General features: G+C 61.1%; 12 protein-coding genes. 6 read left to right on the top strand and 6 right to left on the bottom strand.

The genetic code is table 11. The features are described 5' to 3' along the window. Positions 1–71: 71 nt before the first annotated feature. The 3 genes from BFQ04_RS04590 to BFQ04_RS04580 form a co-directional block, all read right to left on the bottom strand. Positions 72–1,637 carry a methyl-accepting chemotaxis protein gene (locus BFQ04_RS04590; RefSeq protein ID WP_065949776.1) on the bottom strand — a complete coding sequence of 522 codons (1,566 nt, stop codon included), beginning with the start codon at positions 1,635–1,637 and terminating at the stop codon, positions 72–74. Positions 1,638–1,738: 101 nt separating this feature from the next. Next, positions 1,739–2,530: a CPBP family intramembrane glutamic endopeptidase gene (locus BFQ04_RS04585; protein WP_065949775.1), complete on the bottom strand. Its 792-nt coding sequence runs from the start codon at positions 2,528–2,530 to the stop codon at positions 1,739–1,741. A gap of 103 nt (positions 2,531–2,633) precedes the next feature. After that, entirely contained in the window at positions 2,634–3,539 is a 906-nt protein-coding gene (locus BFQ04_RS04580; protein ID WP_065949774.1) for a DMT family transporter, read from the bottom strand. A gap of 153 nt (positions 3,540–3,692) precedes the next feature. Between BFQ04_RS04580 and aceK the strand changes: the two genes are divergently transcribed. Further along, entirely contained in the window at positions 3,693–5,408 is a 1,716-nt protein-coding gene (gene aceK, locus BFQ04_RS04575; protein ID WP_065949773.1) for a bifunctional isocitrate dehydrogenase kinase/phosphatase, read from the top strand. A 211-nt stretch (positions 5,409–5,619) separates the two neighbouring features. Here aceK and BFQ04_RS04570 read toward each other — a convergent pair whose 3' ends face one another. Together BFQ04_RS04570 and BFQ04_RS04560 are read right to left on the bottom strand one after the other, a co-directional pair. Beyond that, the gene (locus tag BFQ04_RS04570) at positions 5,620–6,858 is read right to left on the bottom strand and encodes a hypothetical protein (protein ID WP_139111896.1); all 1,239 of its coding nucleotides are present in this window, start codon (positions 6,856–6,858) and stop codon (positions 5,620–5,622) included. A gap of 36 nt (positions 6,859–6,894) precedes the next feature. After that, positions 6,895–7,629 (bottom strand): hypothetical protein, encoded by a 735-nt coding sequence (locus tag BFQ04_RS04560; RefSeq protein ID WP_065949770.1) that lies wholly within the window; start codon positions 7,627–7,629, stop codon positions 6,895–6,897. A 303-nt stretch (positions 7,630–7,932) separates the two neighbouring features. Between BFQ04_RS04560 and hrpA the strand changes: the two genes are divergently transcribed. The 4 genes from hrpA (at position 7,933) to BFQ04_RS04540 (ending at position 14,433) form a co-directional block, all read left to right on the top strand. Further along, complete coding sequence (gene hrpA, locus BFQ04_RS04555) at positions 7,933–11,844, top strand: ATP-dependent RNA helicase HrpA (RefSeq protein WP_065949769.1); 3,912 nt, start codon at positions 7,933–7,935, stop codon at positions 11,842–11,844. Between the two features lie 506 nt (positions 11,845–12,350). Then, positions 12,351–13,472 carry a beta-ketoacyl-ACP synthase III gene (locus BFQ04_RS04550; protein WP_065949768.1) on the top strand — a complete coding sequence of 374 codons (1,122 nt, stop codon included), beginning with the start codon at positions 12,351–12,353 and terminating at the stop codon, positions 13,470–13,472. 119 nt (positions 13,473–13,591) lie between these two features. Continuing rightward, positions 13,592–14,206, top strand: coding sequence for an RNA polymerase sigma factor (locus tag BFQ04_RS04545; protein ID WP_065949767.1), 615 nt, complete (start codon positions 13,592–13,594; stop codon positions 14,204–14,206). Continuing rightward, entirely contained in the window at positions 14,200–14,433 is a 234-nt protein-coding gene (locus tag BFQ04_RS04540) for an anti-sigma factor family protein (RefSeq protein WP_065949766.1), read from the top strand. Before BFQ04_RS04545 ends, BFQ04_RS04540 begins: the two co-directional genes overlap by 7 nt. Before the next feature lie 103 nt (positions 14,434–14,536). Here the strand turns inward: BFQ04_RS04540 and BFQ04_RS04535 are convergent, their stop codons facing one another. Beyond that, the gene (locus BFQ04_RS04535) at positions 14,537–15,859 is read right to left on the bottom strand and encodes a putative porin (protein ID WP_065949765.1); all 1,323 of its coding nucleotides are present in this window, start codon (positions 15,857–15,859) and stop codon (positions 14,537–14,539) included. A gap of 286 nt (positions 15,860–16,145) precedes the next feature. Between BFQ04_RS04535 and BFQ04_RS04530 the strand changes: the two genes are divergently transcribed. Beyond that, positions 16,146–17,270 (top strand): GNAT family N-acetyltransferase, encoded by a 1,125-nt coding sequence (locus tag BFQ04_RS04530; RefSeq protein ID WP_065949764.1) that lies wholly within the window; start codon positions 16,146–16,148, stop codon positions 17,268–17,270. Positions 17,271–17,323 lie beyond the last annotated feature (53 nt).

The raw sequence follows: 17,323 nt of genomic DNA, 5'->3' as shown, positions 1-17,323 counted from the left end.
CCCACATGTTGACCTCATGCCAACCTTGGAACTCGGTCGAGTGTGGGAGGGGGCTTGCCCCCGATAGCGGTCTAGCGGTTGAAACGCTCCACGAGCGAGTACTGGGTATTGGCGGTATGCGTCAGCTCTTCACTCAACTGCGCCGAGTTCATCGCCTGCTCCGAGGTCTGGTCCGCCAACAGCGCAATGGTGCTGATATTGCGGCTGATCTCTTCTGCAACCGCGCTTTGCTCTTCGGTGGCGGCGGCGATCTGAGTGGTCATGTCGGTAATATTGGCTACCGCCTCACTGATGCCCACCAGCGCCTGATCCGCTTCCATCACCCGCGCTACACCCTCTTCGGCCTGGCGATGCCCGGCGTCCATGGTTTGCACGGCTGCGGCCGCGGTGCTTTGCAGCTTGGCGATCAGGGTATGAATCTGTCCGGTCGACTCGGCGGTGCGTTGCGCCAACTGGCGCACTTCATCGGCCACCACCGCAAACCCACGGCCCATCTCACCGGCACGCGCGGCTTCGATAGCGGCATTGAGCGCCAGCAGGTTGGTCTGGTCGGCAATGCCCTTGATCACATCCACCACGCCGCCGATTTCATCGCTGTCCTTGGCCAATTGCGTGACGGTGACACCGGTCTCGCCCACCGCCACCGACAGGCGCTGGATCGCCTCGCGGGTTTCCCCGGCGATATCGCGGCCGCGACCGGTCAGGCGATTGGCTTCCTGGGTGGCATCCGCCGTGCGCTGCACGTGGCTTGCGACTTCCTGGGTGGTCGCCGCCATCTGGTTGACCGCCGTGGCCACTTGTTCGGTCTCCACGCGTTGGCGCTCCAGGCCGCTGGAGCTGTTGTGCGCCAGGGTGTTGGACTGCGCCGCCTGGTCGTTGAGGTGTTCGGCGGTGTCCTGCAGGCGGGTGAGGCAGGTCTTCAAACGCGCTTCCTGGCTGAGGATCGACATCTCCAGGCGCGCCTGGGCGCCACGGCTGTCGGTGTACATCTGCGCGATCAGCGGGTCGGAGGTGGTCTGCTCGGCCAGGCGCAGCAAACGCTTGAGGCCGCGCTGCTGCCAGCTCAGGCCGAGCAGGCCCAACGGCACCGACAGCCCTGCCGCCAAGGCAAAGCCCCATTGGGACGTGAGGGTGGCGCCGATCATGAAACTCAACTGGCTGACCAGGATAAACGGCAGCCAGTCCTGCAGCACCGGCAGCCACTTGTCCCGCTGGGGAACGGCCGACTTGCCCTGGTTGATGCGTTGATAGAGCGCTTCGGCCCGGCGGATCTGCTCGGCGGTGGGCTTGATGCGCACCGATTCGTAACCGATCACCTGGTTGCCGTCGAAAACCGGCGTCACATAGGCGTTAACCCAGTAGTGATCACCGGTCTTGCAGCGATTCTTGACAATGCCCATCCATGGCAAGCCTTGTTTGAGCGTCGACCACATATGCGCGAACACCGCCGCCGGAACATCCGGGTGACGCACCAGGTTGTGCGGGGCACGGGTCAGTTCGTCGCGGGTGAACCCACTGATTTCGACAAAGGCGTCGTTGCAGTAGGTAATCACGCCCTTGGCGTCTGTGGTGGAGATCAACCGTTGCTGAGCGGGGAAGGTACGTTCGCGCTGGGTAACGGGTTGGTTATTACGCATGATTGTTCAATCCGCAAGGCTTTCACGGGTTATCGGCCATGGCGGGCGTTTATTTAACTTATTTTTGCAACAATCCAGCTCCCTCCTACCGTCAGGAAGGTTCAGCTGGCCAGCATCGGGTAGGTGAACAGGCCGAAGTGAAGCAGATTCAAGCCAAAGTGCGTGGCAATCGCTGCGCCGAGCCCGCCAAACCGATACGCCAGGCCGTAACCGACACCGGCAATGCTCGCCAGCAGCACCCAGTGCCAACCGGCGCCATAATGCACCAGGCCGAATATAAGCGAGGCCAGCAGCAGCGCGAGGTTGTCGCCGTAGGGCAGGTGTTTGAAGCGTTGGCTCAGGCCACCCTGGATATAGCCACGAAACAGCGCCTCTTCCACCAGCGTCACCAGCAGCAGGTTGTTCAACACCCATAACCACGCCTGGTCCGGCCACTTCGGCGCCCAACTGATTATCCCAAGCAGGGCTGCGCCACCCAGCGCGGCGATGGCGGTCAGGGTGAGTGCCAGGGCCGTGACGCAGATCGACAGGCGCAATGAACGCCGCGCCACGATCCATGGGCAAGCCAGCAATAACCAGAAGCCGATCAGGGGTTTGTCCTGGTTCAGGTACATCGAGAACGGCACGGCGTCCGGAGTGAAGCGCTGGGGCGCAATGCCCCGGCCATTATGGAAACCCGGCAGCCAATGCATCGCCAGGCCCAGGGCCAGGACGATAAACAGGCCGTGACCCAGGTAGCGTGCCCAAGGGTTGCGTTGCTGGCGTACGGCATACCCGGCCACTAGCAACAGCGCCACTGAGACCGCCGCCAGCACGCCCAGTTGGCCGTAGCTCAAGGCCAGGACATAGCCAATGGAAAGCAGCGTGAGGTACAGCCAGGGCAGAGCAGTCATGTGAAGTCCTTCGAAAAAAACGGCCGGCATTATAGCGAGCGGTCCGGCTCGACGGAATGAAAACGCCTCCATGGCCTGAAGTATCCGGGAGCCGCGCGTGCATTCAGGCTGCTCGTGGCTCGCGCCTACTGTTGTGTGGCCGCAGCACCAGCCACAGCGCCCCTGCAATCAGCACCCCACCGTACAGGTGAGCCATGGACAGCGGCTCATCCAGCCACAGCGCGCCCCACAACACGCCGAACGGCGGGATCATGAAGGTCACGGTCATCGATTTGACCGGCCCGATGGAGGACAGCAGGCGAAAGTACAGAATGTAGGCAAAGGCCGTACACACCAGGCCCAACCCCAGCAACGACATCCACACCTGCCACCCACCCCAGCTCACCGGTGGCTGGCTGATGGCGCTGTAGGCAAACAACGGCAGCAAGAACAAGGTGGCGCCGAGCATGCTGCCCAAGGCCGACAGGCGGCTGTCCAAACCGCCGCGTTGATCCAGCCAGCGCCGTGCCAGAAAACCGGCAAAGCCATAGCAGGTGGTCGCCAGTAGGCACGCCATCGCGCCCATCAACAATTCCATGTCAAATGCCACCGGCCCCGCACGCGTGAGCACGGCTACGCCAAACAGCCCCAAGGCTACACCCGCGATTTTCGACGGTGTCAGGCGTTCACTGAAGAACAGCCCGCCAATCAGCACGCCCATCAAGGGGGTGGTGGCGTTGAAGATCGCTGAATAACCCGCCGGCAATACCTGGGCCGCCACCGAGTACATGGTTGCCGGAATTCCGGAGTTGATCACGCCCAACAGCAGGACGGTCTTGAACTTGCCCTGGAAATCCCAGCTCACGCGCATCAGTGCAAGAATCACCAACAAGCCGGCGGCAGCGATCGATACGCGGAAAAACGCGGTCGGCACGGTGCCGATTTCCGGCGCGATGATGCGCATGAACAGGAAACTCGCACCCCAGATGGCGGCCAGTCCCAGCAAGTAGAGGGTGTCGACAGGTTTCACGGAAAACTCCTACGCAATCAGGCGGGGGAGTGTTGCCCAGCGTCCCGGTCGACACAATCGCTAAGTAGCGTCGCCGATGAAAAATCGGCCTTCTCCTGCCTCGCTTCACTGGCTAAGCTCAGGGCTTCCCGCAACCCGTTCGAGGTTTTCCGTATGTCGCAGCCCGCCCTCGCTATCGCCCGGATGATCCTCGACGGTTTCGACGACTACCGTGAGCACTTTCGCCAAATTACCGATGGCGCGCGCGAACGCTTCGAAAAAGCCCAGTGGCAGCAAGGGCAGGCCGCTTCGGCGGCGCGCATCAACCTCTACGAAGATAAGGTGGGGGAGGTCACGGCACGTCTGCGCGCCGCTTTCGATGCGGGCACGTTGCAGGACATCGACCTGTGGCCCCTGGTGAAAAGTGCCTACATCGGCCTGATCGACCTGCGCTTTGACGATGAGCTGTCCGAAACCTGGTACAACTCGGTGTTCTGCGGCCTGTTCAGTCATGACCTGATCAGCGACGGCTGCATGTTCATTCATACCACGCGGCCCAGCCAGCGGCGGGCGCGGGCAGCGCAAACCCGCTCCTACACGCCTGTCGGCAATATAACCGAGATGCTCGCGCAGATTTTCTCGGACTACAGCTTCAGTGAGCCCTACGCCGACTTGCCTGCCGACCTGCGACGCCTGGAAGCGCAACTGCGGGAAAACCTGCCGGACTGGGTGTGCAAAGACCCGGACCTGAACGTCGAGCTGTTTTCCTCGGTGCTCTACCGCAATAAAGGCGCCTACCTCGTCGGCCGTATCTACACCCGCGACGAACAGTGGCCGTTGGTGATCCCCTTGCTGCACCGCGAAGAACGGGGCATCCAGATCGATGCGTTGATCACTGATGAAGCCGACGTGTCGATCATCTTCTCCTTCACCCGGTCGTACTTCATGGTCGATGTGCCGGTACCTGCGGAGTTCATCGGCTTTCTCAAACGCATCCTGCCCGGCAAGCACATTGCCGAGCTATACACCTCCATCGGCTTTTATAAACACGGCAAGTCGGAGTTCTATCGCGCCCTGATCAACCACCTGGCTACCACCGATGACCAGTTCATCATGGCCCCGGGTGTGCGCGGCATGGTCATGAGCGTGTTCACCCTGCCGGGCTTCAACACCGTGTTCAAGATCATCAAGGATCGCTTTTCGCCGTCGAAAAACGTCAACCGCGCCACGGTGATCGAAAAGTATCGCTTGGTGAAAAGCGTCGACCGGGTAGGGCGCATGGCCGATACCCAGGAGTTCGCCGACTTCCGCTTTCCCTTGAGCAAGTTCGAGCCCGAGTGCCTGGCCGAGTTGCTGGAAGTCGCCGCCGGCACGGTCCAGGTAGACGGCGACACGGTGCTCATTCGCCACTGCTGGACCGAACGGCGCATGACCCCGCTCAACCTCTACCTCGACAACGCCAACCCCGCCCAGGTGCGCGAAGCCCTGGAAGACTACGGCCTGGCGATCAAGCAGTTGGCGGCGGCGAATATCTTCCCTGGCGATATGCTGCTCAAGAACTTCGGCGTCACCCGTCACGGCCGGGTGGTGTTCTACGACTACGATGAAATCTGCTTTCTCACCGAAGCCAACTTCCGCCACATCCCCGCGCCGCGCACTCCCGAGGATGAAATGGCATCGGAACCCTGGTACTCCATCGGCCCGCTGGACGTGTTCCCTGAAGAATTCCCGCCGTTCCTGTTTGCCGATGCTGGCCAGCGCAGGTTGTTCGATGAGTTGCATGGCGAGTTGTACAACGCCGATTACTGGAAGGGCCTGCAGGAGGCGATTCGGGCTGGGAAGGTGATTGATGTGTTTCCATATCGGCGCAAGTGGGAAGGCATGTCTTGAGTCACCGGGTCTGCGCGATTGAGCCAGCGCTACGGCGTGGCCCAAACAGTCCGCATGGGGGGACTTATTTTTTTGCCCATTCGACAAGGCGGATAACGCCGTGCGGCCCCATTTGATTGACCGTCTCAAGGCCGCACGACGTCTGCGCCAACCTGTTCCCCTTCAATCGATCCAGGCGGGCCTGGGTGTATCAGGCATTTTCGCTATCGCGTTATTGATGTGAAGCGGTCATGCCATGAAGGGCCAGATTGTTTGCCAGATCTGTATAGATATTGCGCAAGTCGGTGTTCAGTTCAGCCACCAGCGCTCGCTGTTTATTGCTTTCTTTAAGTTGACTGATAGCCGCCTGCTTGACGTGCATGCTGGTACTGGAATGAACCAGTGACTTGAACTGCGCGCGCTCCTGGGCGCTGTCAGCTTGTTCCGTGCGGGGCACTGCGTTCAGTTGTACAAAGCCTTTTTCGATGACGGCCAGTTCCAGTTTGATTCGGCGGTTGTTTGGCGCAGTCAGCAGCAGCGCGGGGTTCATGCCCTCGATCGAGCTGCCATCAAGATTGCCGTTGCGCCAGGCATCGCGCAAATTCACCAAGGCGCCCCGTGCGGCATCGACCGCCTGGGACGAGAGTTTATCCCCCAGGCCGTTGCGCTGTGCGGTATCGACAGTGCGGTCCAGTCGGTGGAGTGTCAGTTCCACCGATGCCAGTTGCTTGTGCCGCTCGAGATTCTGCTCCAGGCGTTTGCGCTCCGGAACCAGGCCGATGGAGGATTTGAACTGGCTGCTGCCTTTCAAACGGCCCGTCGCCCATGCATTGCGATAATCGGTCATGGCGTTGCGTTGTTTGAGAAAGAGGTCTTCCTCGGCGTGAGAGAGGGGGAGCGGCTGTTGCTTGATGTGGCTATCCAGCAGCGCAATCTCTTTGTCCAGGACGTTGATATGTTTGACCGCCTGTTCCAGGCCGTGCCCACTCAACTGCTTGCTCAGTGGTGCAGGCTGCAGGACGGCAACCGTTATCGGGTCCAGCTCGCAGGGCGGTGGCGGGGCGGCGGTGGCCCACGCTGCGCGTCGATCCAGCAGGGCAGTGCGTTGCTCCACGCGAGCCGTCAGTTGCGCGTAGCGTTGCTGGAGGACTTGCAGGCTTGTCCTGTCATCTGGTTGCACGGCGAAGTGGCTGCGGCTTTGCTGGTCGAAGGTTGCAAGCGCGTCATTAATCCTTGAAATATGCATCCAGGCTTGAAGCTGATGGCCTCTGTCCTGCGGTGCACTCTCCGGCATGGAGCTGACAGGGCTGAACAACGTCTGTTCAAGCCGCCGGGCGTTGTCGAGTATGTGTCGGTGCCCTTGCCCTACCAGGCTGTTGACCACCGCTTCATGGATAGCGCGGGTCTGCTGGAACAGCTGGCCCACGGTGGAACCAAGTGGGTTGGAGGGAAATACTTCGGGTCTGGTCATAATGGCATCTGCGCTACGGTTGAGTGGTAGTGGGCCTCAAATGTCTGCGTTCTTCAGTTCTTCAGCCAATCTGTAGACCTGTGCCAGGATTGGAGATGCGCTCAGCGGGTCGGGCAGGTAAACGTCTCGGTATTCGGCTTGCGCAATATTCCACAGGTTGTCTATCGCTGCTTTCAGGTCGTTCTCCTTCAATGCTCGCGGAACAGTGAGGCACTGGCCGGCCAATTGAGTGACCAGCTGCGATGACCCAGCGAAAGCGCCGTTGGCCCAGGAATTTTTGAGGCTACCTATCTTGCGCCAGAGATTCCCGACGGTTTCCAGATCAATCGATGTTCCCTGCTCCTGGCCATGGCTCATCAACAATGCGCCCAGTTGTTCAGCCCGCTCGAGCAGGCGGTCGAGGCGGTGCACATGTTTGACTGCCTGGGACAGCGCTCTTCCTGACAAATGGGGAGAAAACTGTGTTGCATCCTGATGGGTGGAGGGGTTGGCTGTGTCTTGCTCGTCGTTTGCGTCACGTGCGGGCTGAGGGCTGATGCTGTTCGTGGCCTGCCAGTAGCTGGGCGGGAGCGATGCAGGTCGTTGTGATTCGAGCTGCCTGACCGAGTCCGGGTGCGTATCTTCGGCGTACATTTGCAGCGTGTTGAAATAGGCCTGAGCGCTGCGAGCACGCTGTTCCAGGGCGGGGTCCTGCTCCTCCGTATAAGCGGGGACCGTGTGCAAGGTCCATGTCGTCGGGAAAGTGGGCGATTCCGCAATGGGTGTGGGCATCAGGTTTTTCCTTGGCGAGCAGCGGAGAGTGGGAGTGCAGGTGTTGTCGCAGTAAAGCGCGCCGGACGGTGGCCAAGCCATATGAAGAGCTCTGATAGCCCTGTATGAAGAGTCTGATGAGGGAGTGGGCTGGGGCGTGCTCGTCGGGCTCAGAATCGCCTGCTGCACGCCTAGGAAACGGCCTTGTTACGGTGATGAAAGAGCCTGGTTCGTTCACAAGGTCAGAAATCTGCGACAATTGCCGCCTTACGATCATGTCACCGCAGGCTCACCTGCCTCACTATAAAGACCTTTGCGTACCTGATGACTGACCAAGCCCCCACCCTCGACCAACTGCTCGACACCCTCGATCACGCCATGCTCGCCGACCGCCACCGTTTGCGCCGGCAGTTGCTTGAGCTGCGCAAAAAGCCCGACGAGCAAAAGCTGGCGCAGTGGGTGGCGCGCATGCAGGCGTCCTGCGCCCAGGTCACGGCGCGGCGTGCGAGCCTGCCGGTGATTCGTTACGACGACAGCCTGCCGATTGCGGCCAAGCGTGACGAGATCAAGGCTGCGCTGAACAAGCATCAGGTGCTGATCATTGCCGGCGAAACCGGCTCGGGTAAAACCACCCAGTTGCCGAAAATCTGCCTGGAAATCGGCCGTGGCCAATACGGCCTGATCGGCCATACCCAGCCACGCCGGATCGCCGCGCGCAGCGTTGCCAGCCGTGTCGCCGAAGAACTGGCCACGCCGCTCGGCGCGTTGGTCGGCTATCAGGTGCGCTTCGAGGACCAGAGCGATTCCAATACGCTGATCAAGCTGATGACCGACGGTATCCTGCTGGCGGAAACCCAGAACGACCGCTACCTGGAACGCTATGACACGATCATCGTCGACGAAGCCCATGAGCGCAGCCTGAACATCGACTTCCTGCTCGGTTACCTCAAGACGCTGTTGCCGCGCCGGCCCGACCTGAAAGTCATCATTACCTCGGCCACCATCGACCTTGACCGTTTCTCCAAACACTTCGACGATGCGCCGATTGTCGAGGTCTCGGGCCGCACGTTCCCGGTCGACACCTGGTACCGCCCGCTGACGCTGGAGCAGGATGAGGAGGGCAACCGCGTCGAGGACGACCTCACCGTCGACCAGGCAATCCTCGCCACCCTCGATGAAATCGCCGCCTATGAGCGCAGCGAGCGGCGCAGCCCCGGCGATGTGCTGGTGTTCCTGCCCGGCGAACGCGAGATTCGCGACGCCGCCGAGATGCTGCGCAAGGCCCAGCTCAAGCACACTGAAATCCTGCCGCTGTATGCGCGCCTGTCACCGGCCGAGCAACAGCGCATTTTCCAATCGCACCCGGGCCGCCGCGTGGTACTGGCGACCAACGTCGCGGAAACTTCGTTGACGGTGCCGGGCATTCGTTATGTGATCGACAGCGGCACCGCGCGCATCAGCCGCTACAGCTACCGCGCCAAGGTGCAGCGCTTGCCGATCGAAGCGATCTCCCAGGCCAGCGCCAACCAGCGTAAAGGCCGTTGCGGCCGGGTCGAGCCGGGCATCTGCATTCGGTTGTACAGCGAAGAAGACTTTATCGGGCGCCCGGAATTTACCGACCCTGAAATCCTGCGCACCAACCTGGCGGCGGTGATCCTGCAGATGCTGCACCTGCGCCTGGGCGAAATCACCGACTTTCCGTTTATCGAACCGCCGGATGGCAAGGCCATCAGCGACGGTTTCAACCTGCTGCAAGAGCTGTCGGCGGTGGACCGCAACAGCCAGCTCACACCGTTGGGCCGCCAGCTGGCGCGCCTGCCGGTGGACCCGCGCATGGGCCGCATGCTGCTCGAAGCCGCCAAACTGGGCAGCTTGCAGGAAGTGTTGATCGTGGCCAGCGCCATGTCGATCCAGGACCCGCGCGAGCGTCCGCCGGAGCGCCAGCAGGCCGCCGACCAGGCCCATGCGCAGTGGAAAGACCCGGATTCGGACTTCGCCGGGCTGGTCAATCTGTGGCGCGGCTTTGAAGAGCAGCGCCAGGCACTGACCGCCAGTCCGCTGCGCAACTGGTGCCGAAAGAACTTCCTCAACTACCTGCGCCTGCGCGAATGGCGCGACTCCCATCGCCAGTTGAGCCTGATCTGCCGCGACATGCAGTTGACGATCAACAAGGAACCGGCCGACTTCCCGAAATTGCACAAGGCGGTGCTGTCCGGCTTGCTCAGCCAGATCGGCCAGAAGACCGAGGACGGCGACTACCTGGGCGCGCGTCAGCGGCGCTTCTGGATTCATCCCTCCTCGGGCATCGGCAAGAAACGTCCGCAATGGCTGATGACCGCTGAACTGGTGGAAACCACCAAGCTGTATGCGCGCATGGTGGCCAAGATCGACGCCGACTGGATCGAACCGCTGGCCGGGCACTTGATCAAGAAAAACCATTTCGAACCGCATTGGGAGAAAAAGCGCGGCCAGGTGGTGGCGTTTGAACAGATCACCTTGTTCGGGCTGATCGTGGTCGGACGCCGGCCGGTGCATTACGGGCCGATCGATCCGGCGGTGTCGCGCGAGCTGTTTATCCGTGAAGGCCTGGTGCGTGGGGAAATCCAGTCCCGCGCCAAGTGCCTTGCGGCCAACCAGCAACTGCTGGAGCAGCTCGACGAACTGGAAGCCAAGGCGCGCCGACGTGACATCCTGGCCGACGAGGAAACCCTCTACGCCTTCTACGATGCGCGCCTGCCGGCAGAGATCCACCAGACGGCGACCTTCGACAGCTGGTACAAGGTCAACAGCCAGAAAGACCCGCAACTGCTGATCATGCGCGAGGAAGACGTACTGGCCCGCGAAGCCAGTGAAGTCACCGCTGCGCATTACCCGGACACCTTGCACCTGGGCGACCTGGCCCTGGCCTTGAGTTACCACTTCGAGCCCAACCACCCGCGTGACGGCGTCACCCTGCGTGTGCCGGCGCCGCTGTTGCCGGCATTGCCGGCCGAGCGCCTGGAATGGCTGGTGCCAGGGGTGATCGAAGCCAAGTGCATCGCGCTGGTGCGCAACTTGCCCAAGGCGCTGCGCAAGAACTTTGTGCCGGTGCCGGATTTCGTCAAGGCGGCGCTGCAGCGCATCGAGTTTGGCCAGGGCTCGCTGCCCCAGGCGCTGGGCCGCGAATTGCTGCGCATGACTGGTGCGCGGGTCAGCGATGAAGCCTGGGCCGAGGCGGCGCAGCAGGTGGAAAACCATCTGAAGATGAACCTGGAAGTGGTTGATGGCCAGGGCAAATTCCTCGGCGAAGGCCGTGACCTGGCGCAGCTGACGGCGCGTTTCGCCGAGGCCAGCCAGGCGGCGCTGGCGGTACCGCAAACCGCAAAAAGCCAGCAACCGGTAGAAGCCAGGGTGTTCGCACCCGTGGCGGAGAAGACCCAGCAAAACATCGCCGGCCTGTCGATGACGGTCTACCCGGCGCTGGTGGAAGAAAACGGCACGGTCAAGGAGGGGCGTTTCTCCACGGCCGCCGAGGCCGAATTCCAGCACCGTCGTGCCTTGCAACGCCTGCTCATGCAGCAACTGGCGGAACCGGCGAAATTCCTGCGCGGCAAATTGCCGGGGCTGACCGAGTTGGGCCTGATGTATCGCGAACTGGGGCGCATCGATGCACTGGTCGAAGATATCCTGCTCGCCAGTCTCGACACCTGCGTACTGGAAGACGAAACCAATCTACCGCGCGATGGCGCCGGGCTGGCCGGGCTGGCCGAGCGCAAGCGTGGCGGCTGGACCGAGCACGCCGAGCGTCTGGCGCGCCTGACCCTGGAAGTGCTGAAACTCTGGCATGGCCTGCAAAAACGTTTCAAAGGCAAGATCGACCTGGCCCAGGCAGTGGCCTTGAACGATATCAAGCAGCAGTTGAGTCATCTGGTGTACCCGGGTTTTGTGCGCGAAACTCCGGCGCAGTGGTTCAAGGAACTGCCGCGTTACCTCAAGGCCATTGAGTTGCGCCTGGAAAAACTGCCGAGCCAGGTGCAGAAGGACCGTGTGTGGAGCACCGAACTGAGCGGCCTGTGGGCCCAGTACCAGAACCGCCTGAACAAGCACGCCCAGGAAGGCAAGCGCGATCCTCAGCTGGAACTGTATCGCTGGTGGCTGGAGGAATATCGGGTGTCGTTGTTCGGCCAGCAGTTGGGTACCAAGGTGCCCATATCCGACAAGCGATTGAGCAAGCAATGGAGCCAGGTAGAGCCTTGAGGGCTGCCCAGTTTCCCAAGTGAGCAGCGATCAAAGGTGGGAGGGGGCTTGCCCCCGATGACTGAGTGTCAGCCACTGATGCCTTGACTGATACACCGCCATCGGGGGCAAGCCCCCTCCCACATTGTGAGCTGTGTGCAGCCGGACTATCGAGGAAATTTCCGACAAGGATTTGGGTCCAGTACCGCAGCAAGCAACTGGTAACACGGTCCCACTGTGGGAGGGGGCTTGCCCCCGATGACTGAGTGTCAGCCACTGATGCCTTGACTGATACACCGCCATCGGGAGCAAGCCTCCTCCCACATTTAAGGGTGTCTGTCCGGGAAGTGGCGCCAAACCCCAGTGTTTGTGGCAAACTTCGCGCCCATAAATGCCGGAATCGTCGTAGCAGCGACGTGATGGAATAAAGCATTGCCAGTTTGATGCCCGCTGGATGGAATCAAACGACCTACAGTTTGGTACGACGGTACCAATATCTTCTGCCTGACAGATTTAGAGGAACGACCGTGCATAACGTCGTCATCAGCGGCACTGGCCTGTACACCCCGGCCAACAGCATCTCCAACGAAGAGCTGGTGCAGTCTTTCAATACCTATGTGCAGCAGTTCAACAGCGAAAACGCCGCGGCCATCGAGCGCGGCGACGTGCAGGCGCTGACGGAGTCCAGTGCGGCATTCATTGAAAAAGCCTCGGGCATCAAGAGCCGCTTCGTGATGGACAAGGACGGCATTCTTGACCCGCAGCGCATGGCCCCACGCTTGCCCGAGCGCAGCAACGACGAATGGTCGGTGCTCTGCCAGATGGCCGTCGGCGCGGCCGAACAAGCCCTGCAACGCGCCGGCAAGACCGCCGCCGACATCGATGGCGTGATCGTCGCCTGTTCCAACCTGCAGCGTGCCTACCCGGCCATCGCCATCGAGGTGCAGGAAGCCCTGGGTATCCAGGGCTTCGGGTTTGACATGAACGTGGCGTGTTCCTCGGCCACCTTCGGTATCCAGAATGCCGCCAACAGCATCCAGCTGGGCCAGGCCCGGGCGATCCTGATGGTCAACCCGGAAGTCTGCACCGGCCACCTGAATTTCCGTGACCGCGACAGCCACTTCATCTTCGGCGATGCCGCCACGGCGGTGATCCTCGAGCGTGCCGACCTGGCGACCTCCGAGCACCAGTTCGACGTGGTGAGCACCAAGCTGCTGACCCAGTTCTCCAACAACATCCGCAACAACTTCGGTTTCCTCAACCGCACCGCGGAAGAGGGCGTCGGCGCGCCGGACAAACTGTTCGTGCAGGAAGGCCGCAAGGTGTTCCGCGATGTCTGCCCGATGGTGGCCGAATTGATTGGCGCGCACCTGGCAGAAAACCAGCTGGGCGTCACGGATGTGAAGCGCTTCTGGCTGCACCAGGCCAACCTGAGCATGAACCACTTGATCGTGAAGAAACTGCTGGGGCGCGAGGCTTCGGTGGAAGAAGCGCCGGTGATCCTCGATACCTACGCCAATACCAGTTCGGCAGGCTCGGTGATTGCGTTTCACACCTATCAGGATGACCTGCCCAAGGGCGCTGTTGCCGTACTCAGCTCTTTCGGCGCCGGGTATTCGATTGGCAGTGTGATCCTGCGTAAACGCTGATTGCGCGGCCGGGCGCGGGCAAATGTGGGAGCTGGCTTGCCTGCGAAGGCATCGGCTCGGTGTGCCTTAATCATCGCTCCCGCATTGAGCGTATTTCCAAGGCGAGATTGAGGTAAACGATGGCGGCAGCGGACGACACGCATCTGCTTGAACGCCTGCTCAAGGGCGAGCAGCGGGCCTACAAGGAGTTGGTCACCACGTACCAGAGTGCGATGCGGGCGGTGGCCTATGCCATCGTCGGCCAGCGGCATGCCGATGAAGTGGTGCAGGATGCCTGGCTGTCAGTGGTACGCAGCCTCGCCAGGTTCGAAGGGCGCTCCAGCCTGAAGACCTGGTTGCTGACCATTACCGCGAACGCCGCCAAGGGCCGCTACAAGCAAAATCGTCGGGAGGTGTTGCTTGACGACCTGCCTTCTCCCCATGGAACCATCGGTGATGAACGCTTTACGCCTGACGATGGACACTGGGCCGTAGCGCCGTATGCCTGGCACCAGGACACCCCGGAAGCCTTGCTGACCGAAGAGGAATTGCGCGACTGCCTGGAGCACACGCTTCTGAGCCTGTCCCAATTGCAAAGCAGCGTGCTGGTGCTGCGTGAGCGCCAGGGCCTGGAGCTGGAAGAAATCTGTAATCTTCTGACGCTCTCGCTCTCCAATGTGCGTGTGTTGTTGCACCGGGCACGGCTTAAAGTCTTTGCCACAGTGGAGCACTTTGAGGAAACGGGCGAATGTTGACGTGTAAGGAACAAGTGGCACGTTCCAGTGACTACCTCGATGGGCAATTGACCTTTCGTGAGCGTCTGCTGGTGCGTCATCACTTGATGTTCTGCCCCAACTGCCGACGATTTATCCGTCAGATGCGCCTGATGCAGGCGACGTTGCGGATCATGCCGGACGAGCCGGTGCAGGATGCGGATGCGCTGGCCGAGCGACTCGCGGCCCAGCGGCGTAAAGATGTGTAGGCGCGAGCTGGCTCGCGAAAAACGTCAACGATAGCGCGGGTAGCCTGGATAACCGCGCTGCCTGTTCGTTCTTCGCGAGCCAGCTCGCGCCTACAGGGTGAGATTAGAACTTGGCTTCAGCATCCAGCTGCAGGGTGTTGGTGTTGGCATCACGCTGGGTACGGCTGGCGTAGTCAGCCTTGGTCAGGAAGTACGTGGCGCCCAGGGCGAAGTTCTTGTCGATGTCGTAGCTGACCTTCATCTTGTGACCGCGCGAACCGGTGGTGCCGTTGGCGAAGTCCGAATCGGTGAAGGCGCCTACCACTGCGTCACGTTGCGTATCGCGGTAGTTGTAGTCCAGGTTGAAGCCGAACACCTTGGACTTGGCACCCACCAACCAGGCGGTGTCCTGGTCGGTCACGGCATCGTTGTTTTTCACGTATTGGCCGTAGAAGGCCAACGGCACTGCCAGGCCGCCGATGTCGGCTTGGGCAAACCCTTCGTACAGACGGAATTCACCGTTGGCCGAGTTGCCGTTGACCGCCAGTGCGCAAGGCGTGGTGGTGGTCGTGCAGCGGCTGTCCTTGTCGTTCTGGTAGGCGTAGACACTGCCGCCCAGGGTCATTTTCAGGTTGTCGGTCAGCGAGAAACGCGTGCCCAACTGGCCGGATGTCAGACGCAGGTCGTGGCGAAATTGCACGCCGTCGCCGTCGACGTTGTCCTTGAGGTTGTAGTTGCCCAGGCTGCCGAACAGCTCGGCACTGCTGCCCAATGGGTATTTGTAGGTGACGGCCAGGCCTTCCGGGTTGATGTCGCTGTCCCAGATCACATCGCCCATGCTCACCCACGGTTGCAGCATCTTGCCGCCGATCACGTGCAGGTTCTTGATCTGGTCCGGGTGGTAGTCGATATAGCCGAGGTCCAGCCAGATCGATTTCTTATCGAAGTAACCATCCTGGTCCTGGTTGGTGGAACGCGCATCGTCGCCGCCGCCCGTGGCGATACGGATACCGGTGTCCACTTGCGGGTTGATCTCGGTGTAGGCACCCAGGCGCGCGCGGATACGTTGACGGTCCTTGTCACGCCCGCCGTTGTTGGGCTCGCCATCGATCTTGATGGTTTCCTGGCGAAAGCGCACATCGCCCTTGAACTGAGTCTTGGCGGCCCACGCCAGCTTCTGGTCGAAGCTGCTCAGCTCGTTGGTCTTTTTCGCGGTGGCCGCGATCTGTTCGTTGGTTTCCTGTTGGGCCTGGCGTGCGATCTGCTGTTCTTTCTGGTCCTTGGCCAACTCGTTCTGCAATTCGGTGTACTGCGAAGCGGTGATCTGGCCGTTGGCCTTGAGCATGTCGAGCAACTTAGCGTCGACTGCAGCGCTGGCCGGAACGCTCAGGGCCAGCAACAGGCCGCCGCACAGGACCGCCGCAGTTTTAGTGGAAGCAAGACGCATATCAATCTCCGAAAGTGAGGAGGGGTAACAAACCCTCCAGGACACAACCGACCGATGACGGACGGAAAAAAGGCCACCTGGCAAACCCGGGTGCTCTAAAAACAGGCGTCAGTATCGCGACGGTTTATGACGGAGTAGTGGCCAAGTGATTTCATCTCCATGACAATTCGTTTGCCCACGGAACTATTGATTTCGAGTTGTGTCGTGGGTTTTTTCGGGGTGTGCACACGGCTGTGATAGGCGATACTCGCCAGGCTTTCACGCCCAAGACACAGAGAAGATGCCAATGCCGCTGCAACGCCTGGACAGCCTGTCCGACATCACCCCGCAGGCCTGGGATGCCCTGGCGCCGCAGGCCCAGCCGTTCGTGCGGCATGCGTTCCTGAGCGCACTGGAAGACAGTGCCAGCCTGGGGCTCCATTCGGGCTGGCGACCGGAGCACTTGCTGCATTGGGAAGGTGAGCGGCTGGTGGCGGCATTGCCCGGTTATCGCAAGTGGCATTCCTACGGCGAGTACGTGTTCGATCACGGCTGGGCCGATGCCTGCGCGCGCGCCGGCATCGACTACTACCCCAAGCTGCTGACGGCCGTGCCGTTCAGTCCGGTCAGCGGTCCGAGGTTGTTGGCCGCCAATGCCGAGGACGGCTTCGAACTGCTGAACAGCCTGCCCGGTTACCTGGAAATCGAAGGGCTATCGAGCGCCCATATCAATTTCACCGACGCGCTGGCCGATGACGCACTGGCCCGGCAACCCGGCTGGCTGCAGCGCCTGGGCTGCCAATTCCATTGGCAGAATCGGGGCTACCGCGACTTCCAGGACTTTCTCGATGCCCTGAGTTCACGCAAGCGCAAACAGATGCGCAAAGAGCGCGAGCAGGTGGCGGGGCAGGGCATTGAGTTCGAGTGGTTACAGGGCCATCAGTTGAGCGAAGCCCAGTGGGATTTTGTCTACGCCTGTTACGCCAACACCTACGCGGTACGCCGCCAGTCGCCCTACCTGACCCGGGCGTTTTTCAGCCTGTTGGCCGAGCGTATGCCCGAGGCGATCCGCGTGGTCCTGGCCAAACAGGGCTCACGCCCGGTGGCCATGGCGTTCAGCCTGATCGGCGGTGACAGCTTCTACGGCCGCTATTGGGGCTGTCTGGCGGAGTTCGACCGGCTGCATTTCGAGACCTGTTTCTACCAGGGCATGGACTACGCCATCGCCCACGGCCTGCAACGCTTCGATGCCGGCGCTCAAGGCGAGCACAAATTGATTCGTGGCTTTGAACCGGTGATTACCCGTTCGTGGCATTACCTGCGCCATCCGGGCTTGAAAAACGCCGTGGAGGATTTCCTCGAGCGCGAGCGAGTGGGCATTCTGGCGTATGCCGAAGAGGCGAGGTCGGCGCTGCCTTATCGGCAGGCCTGAGCCACCGGTCTGGCAGAACTGGTCAAAGAAGCCGAAATCGCTATTCTGTATGT

The organism is Pseudomonas sp. 37 R 15 (genome assembly GCF_900004865.1).
GTDB classification, from domain to species: domain Bacteria; phylum Pseudomonadota; class Gammaproteobacteria; order Pseudomonadales; family Pseudomonadaceae; genus Aquipseudomonas; species Aquipseudomonas fluorescens_AM.
This window is presented reverse-complemented; position numbering and strand designations above follow the sequence as displayed.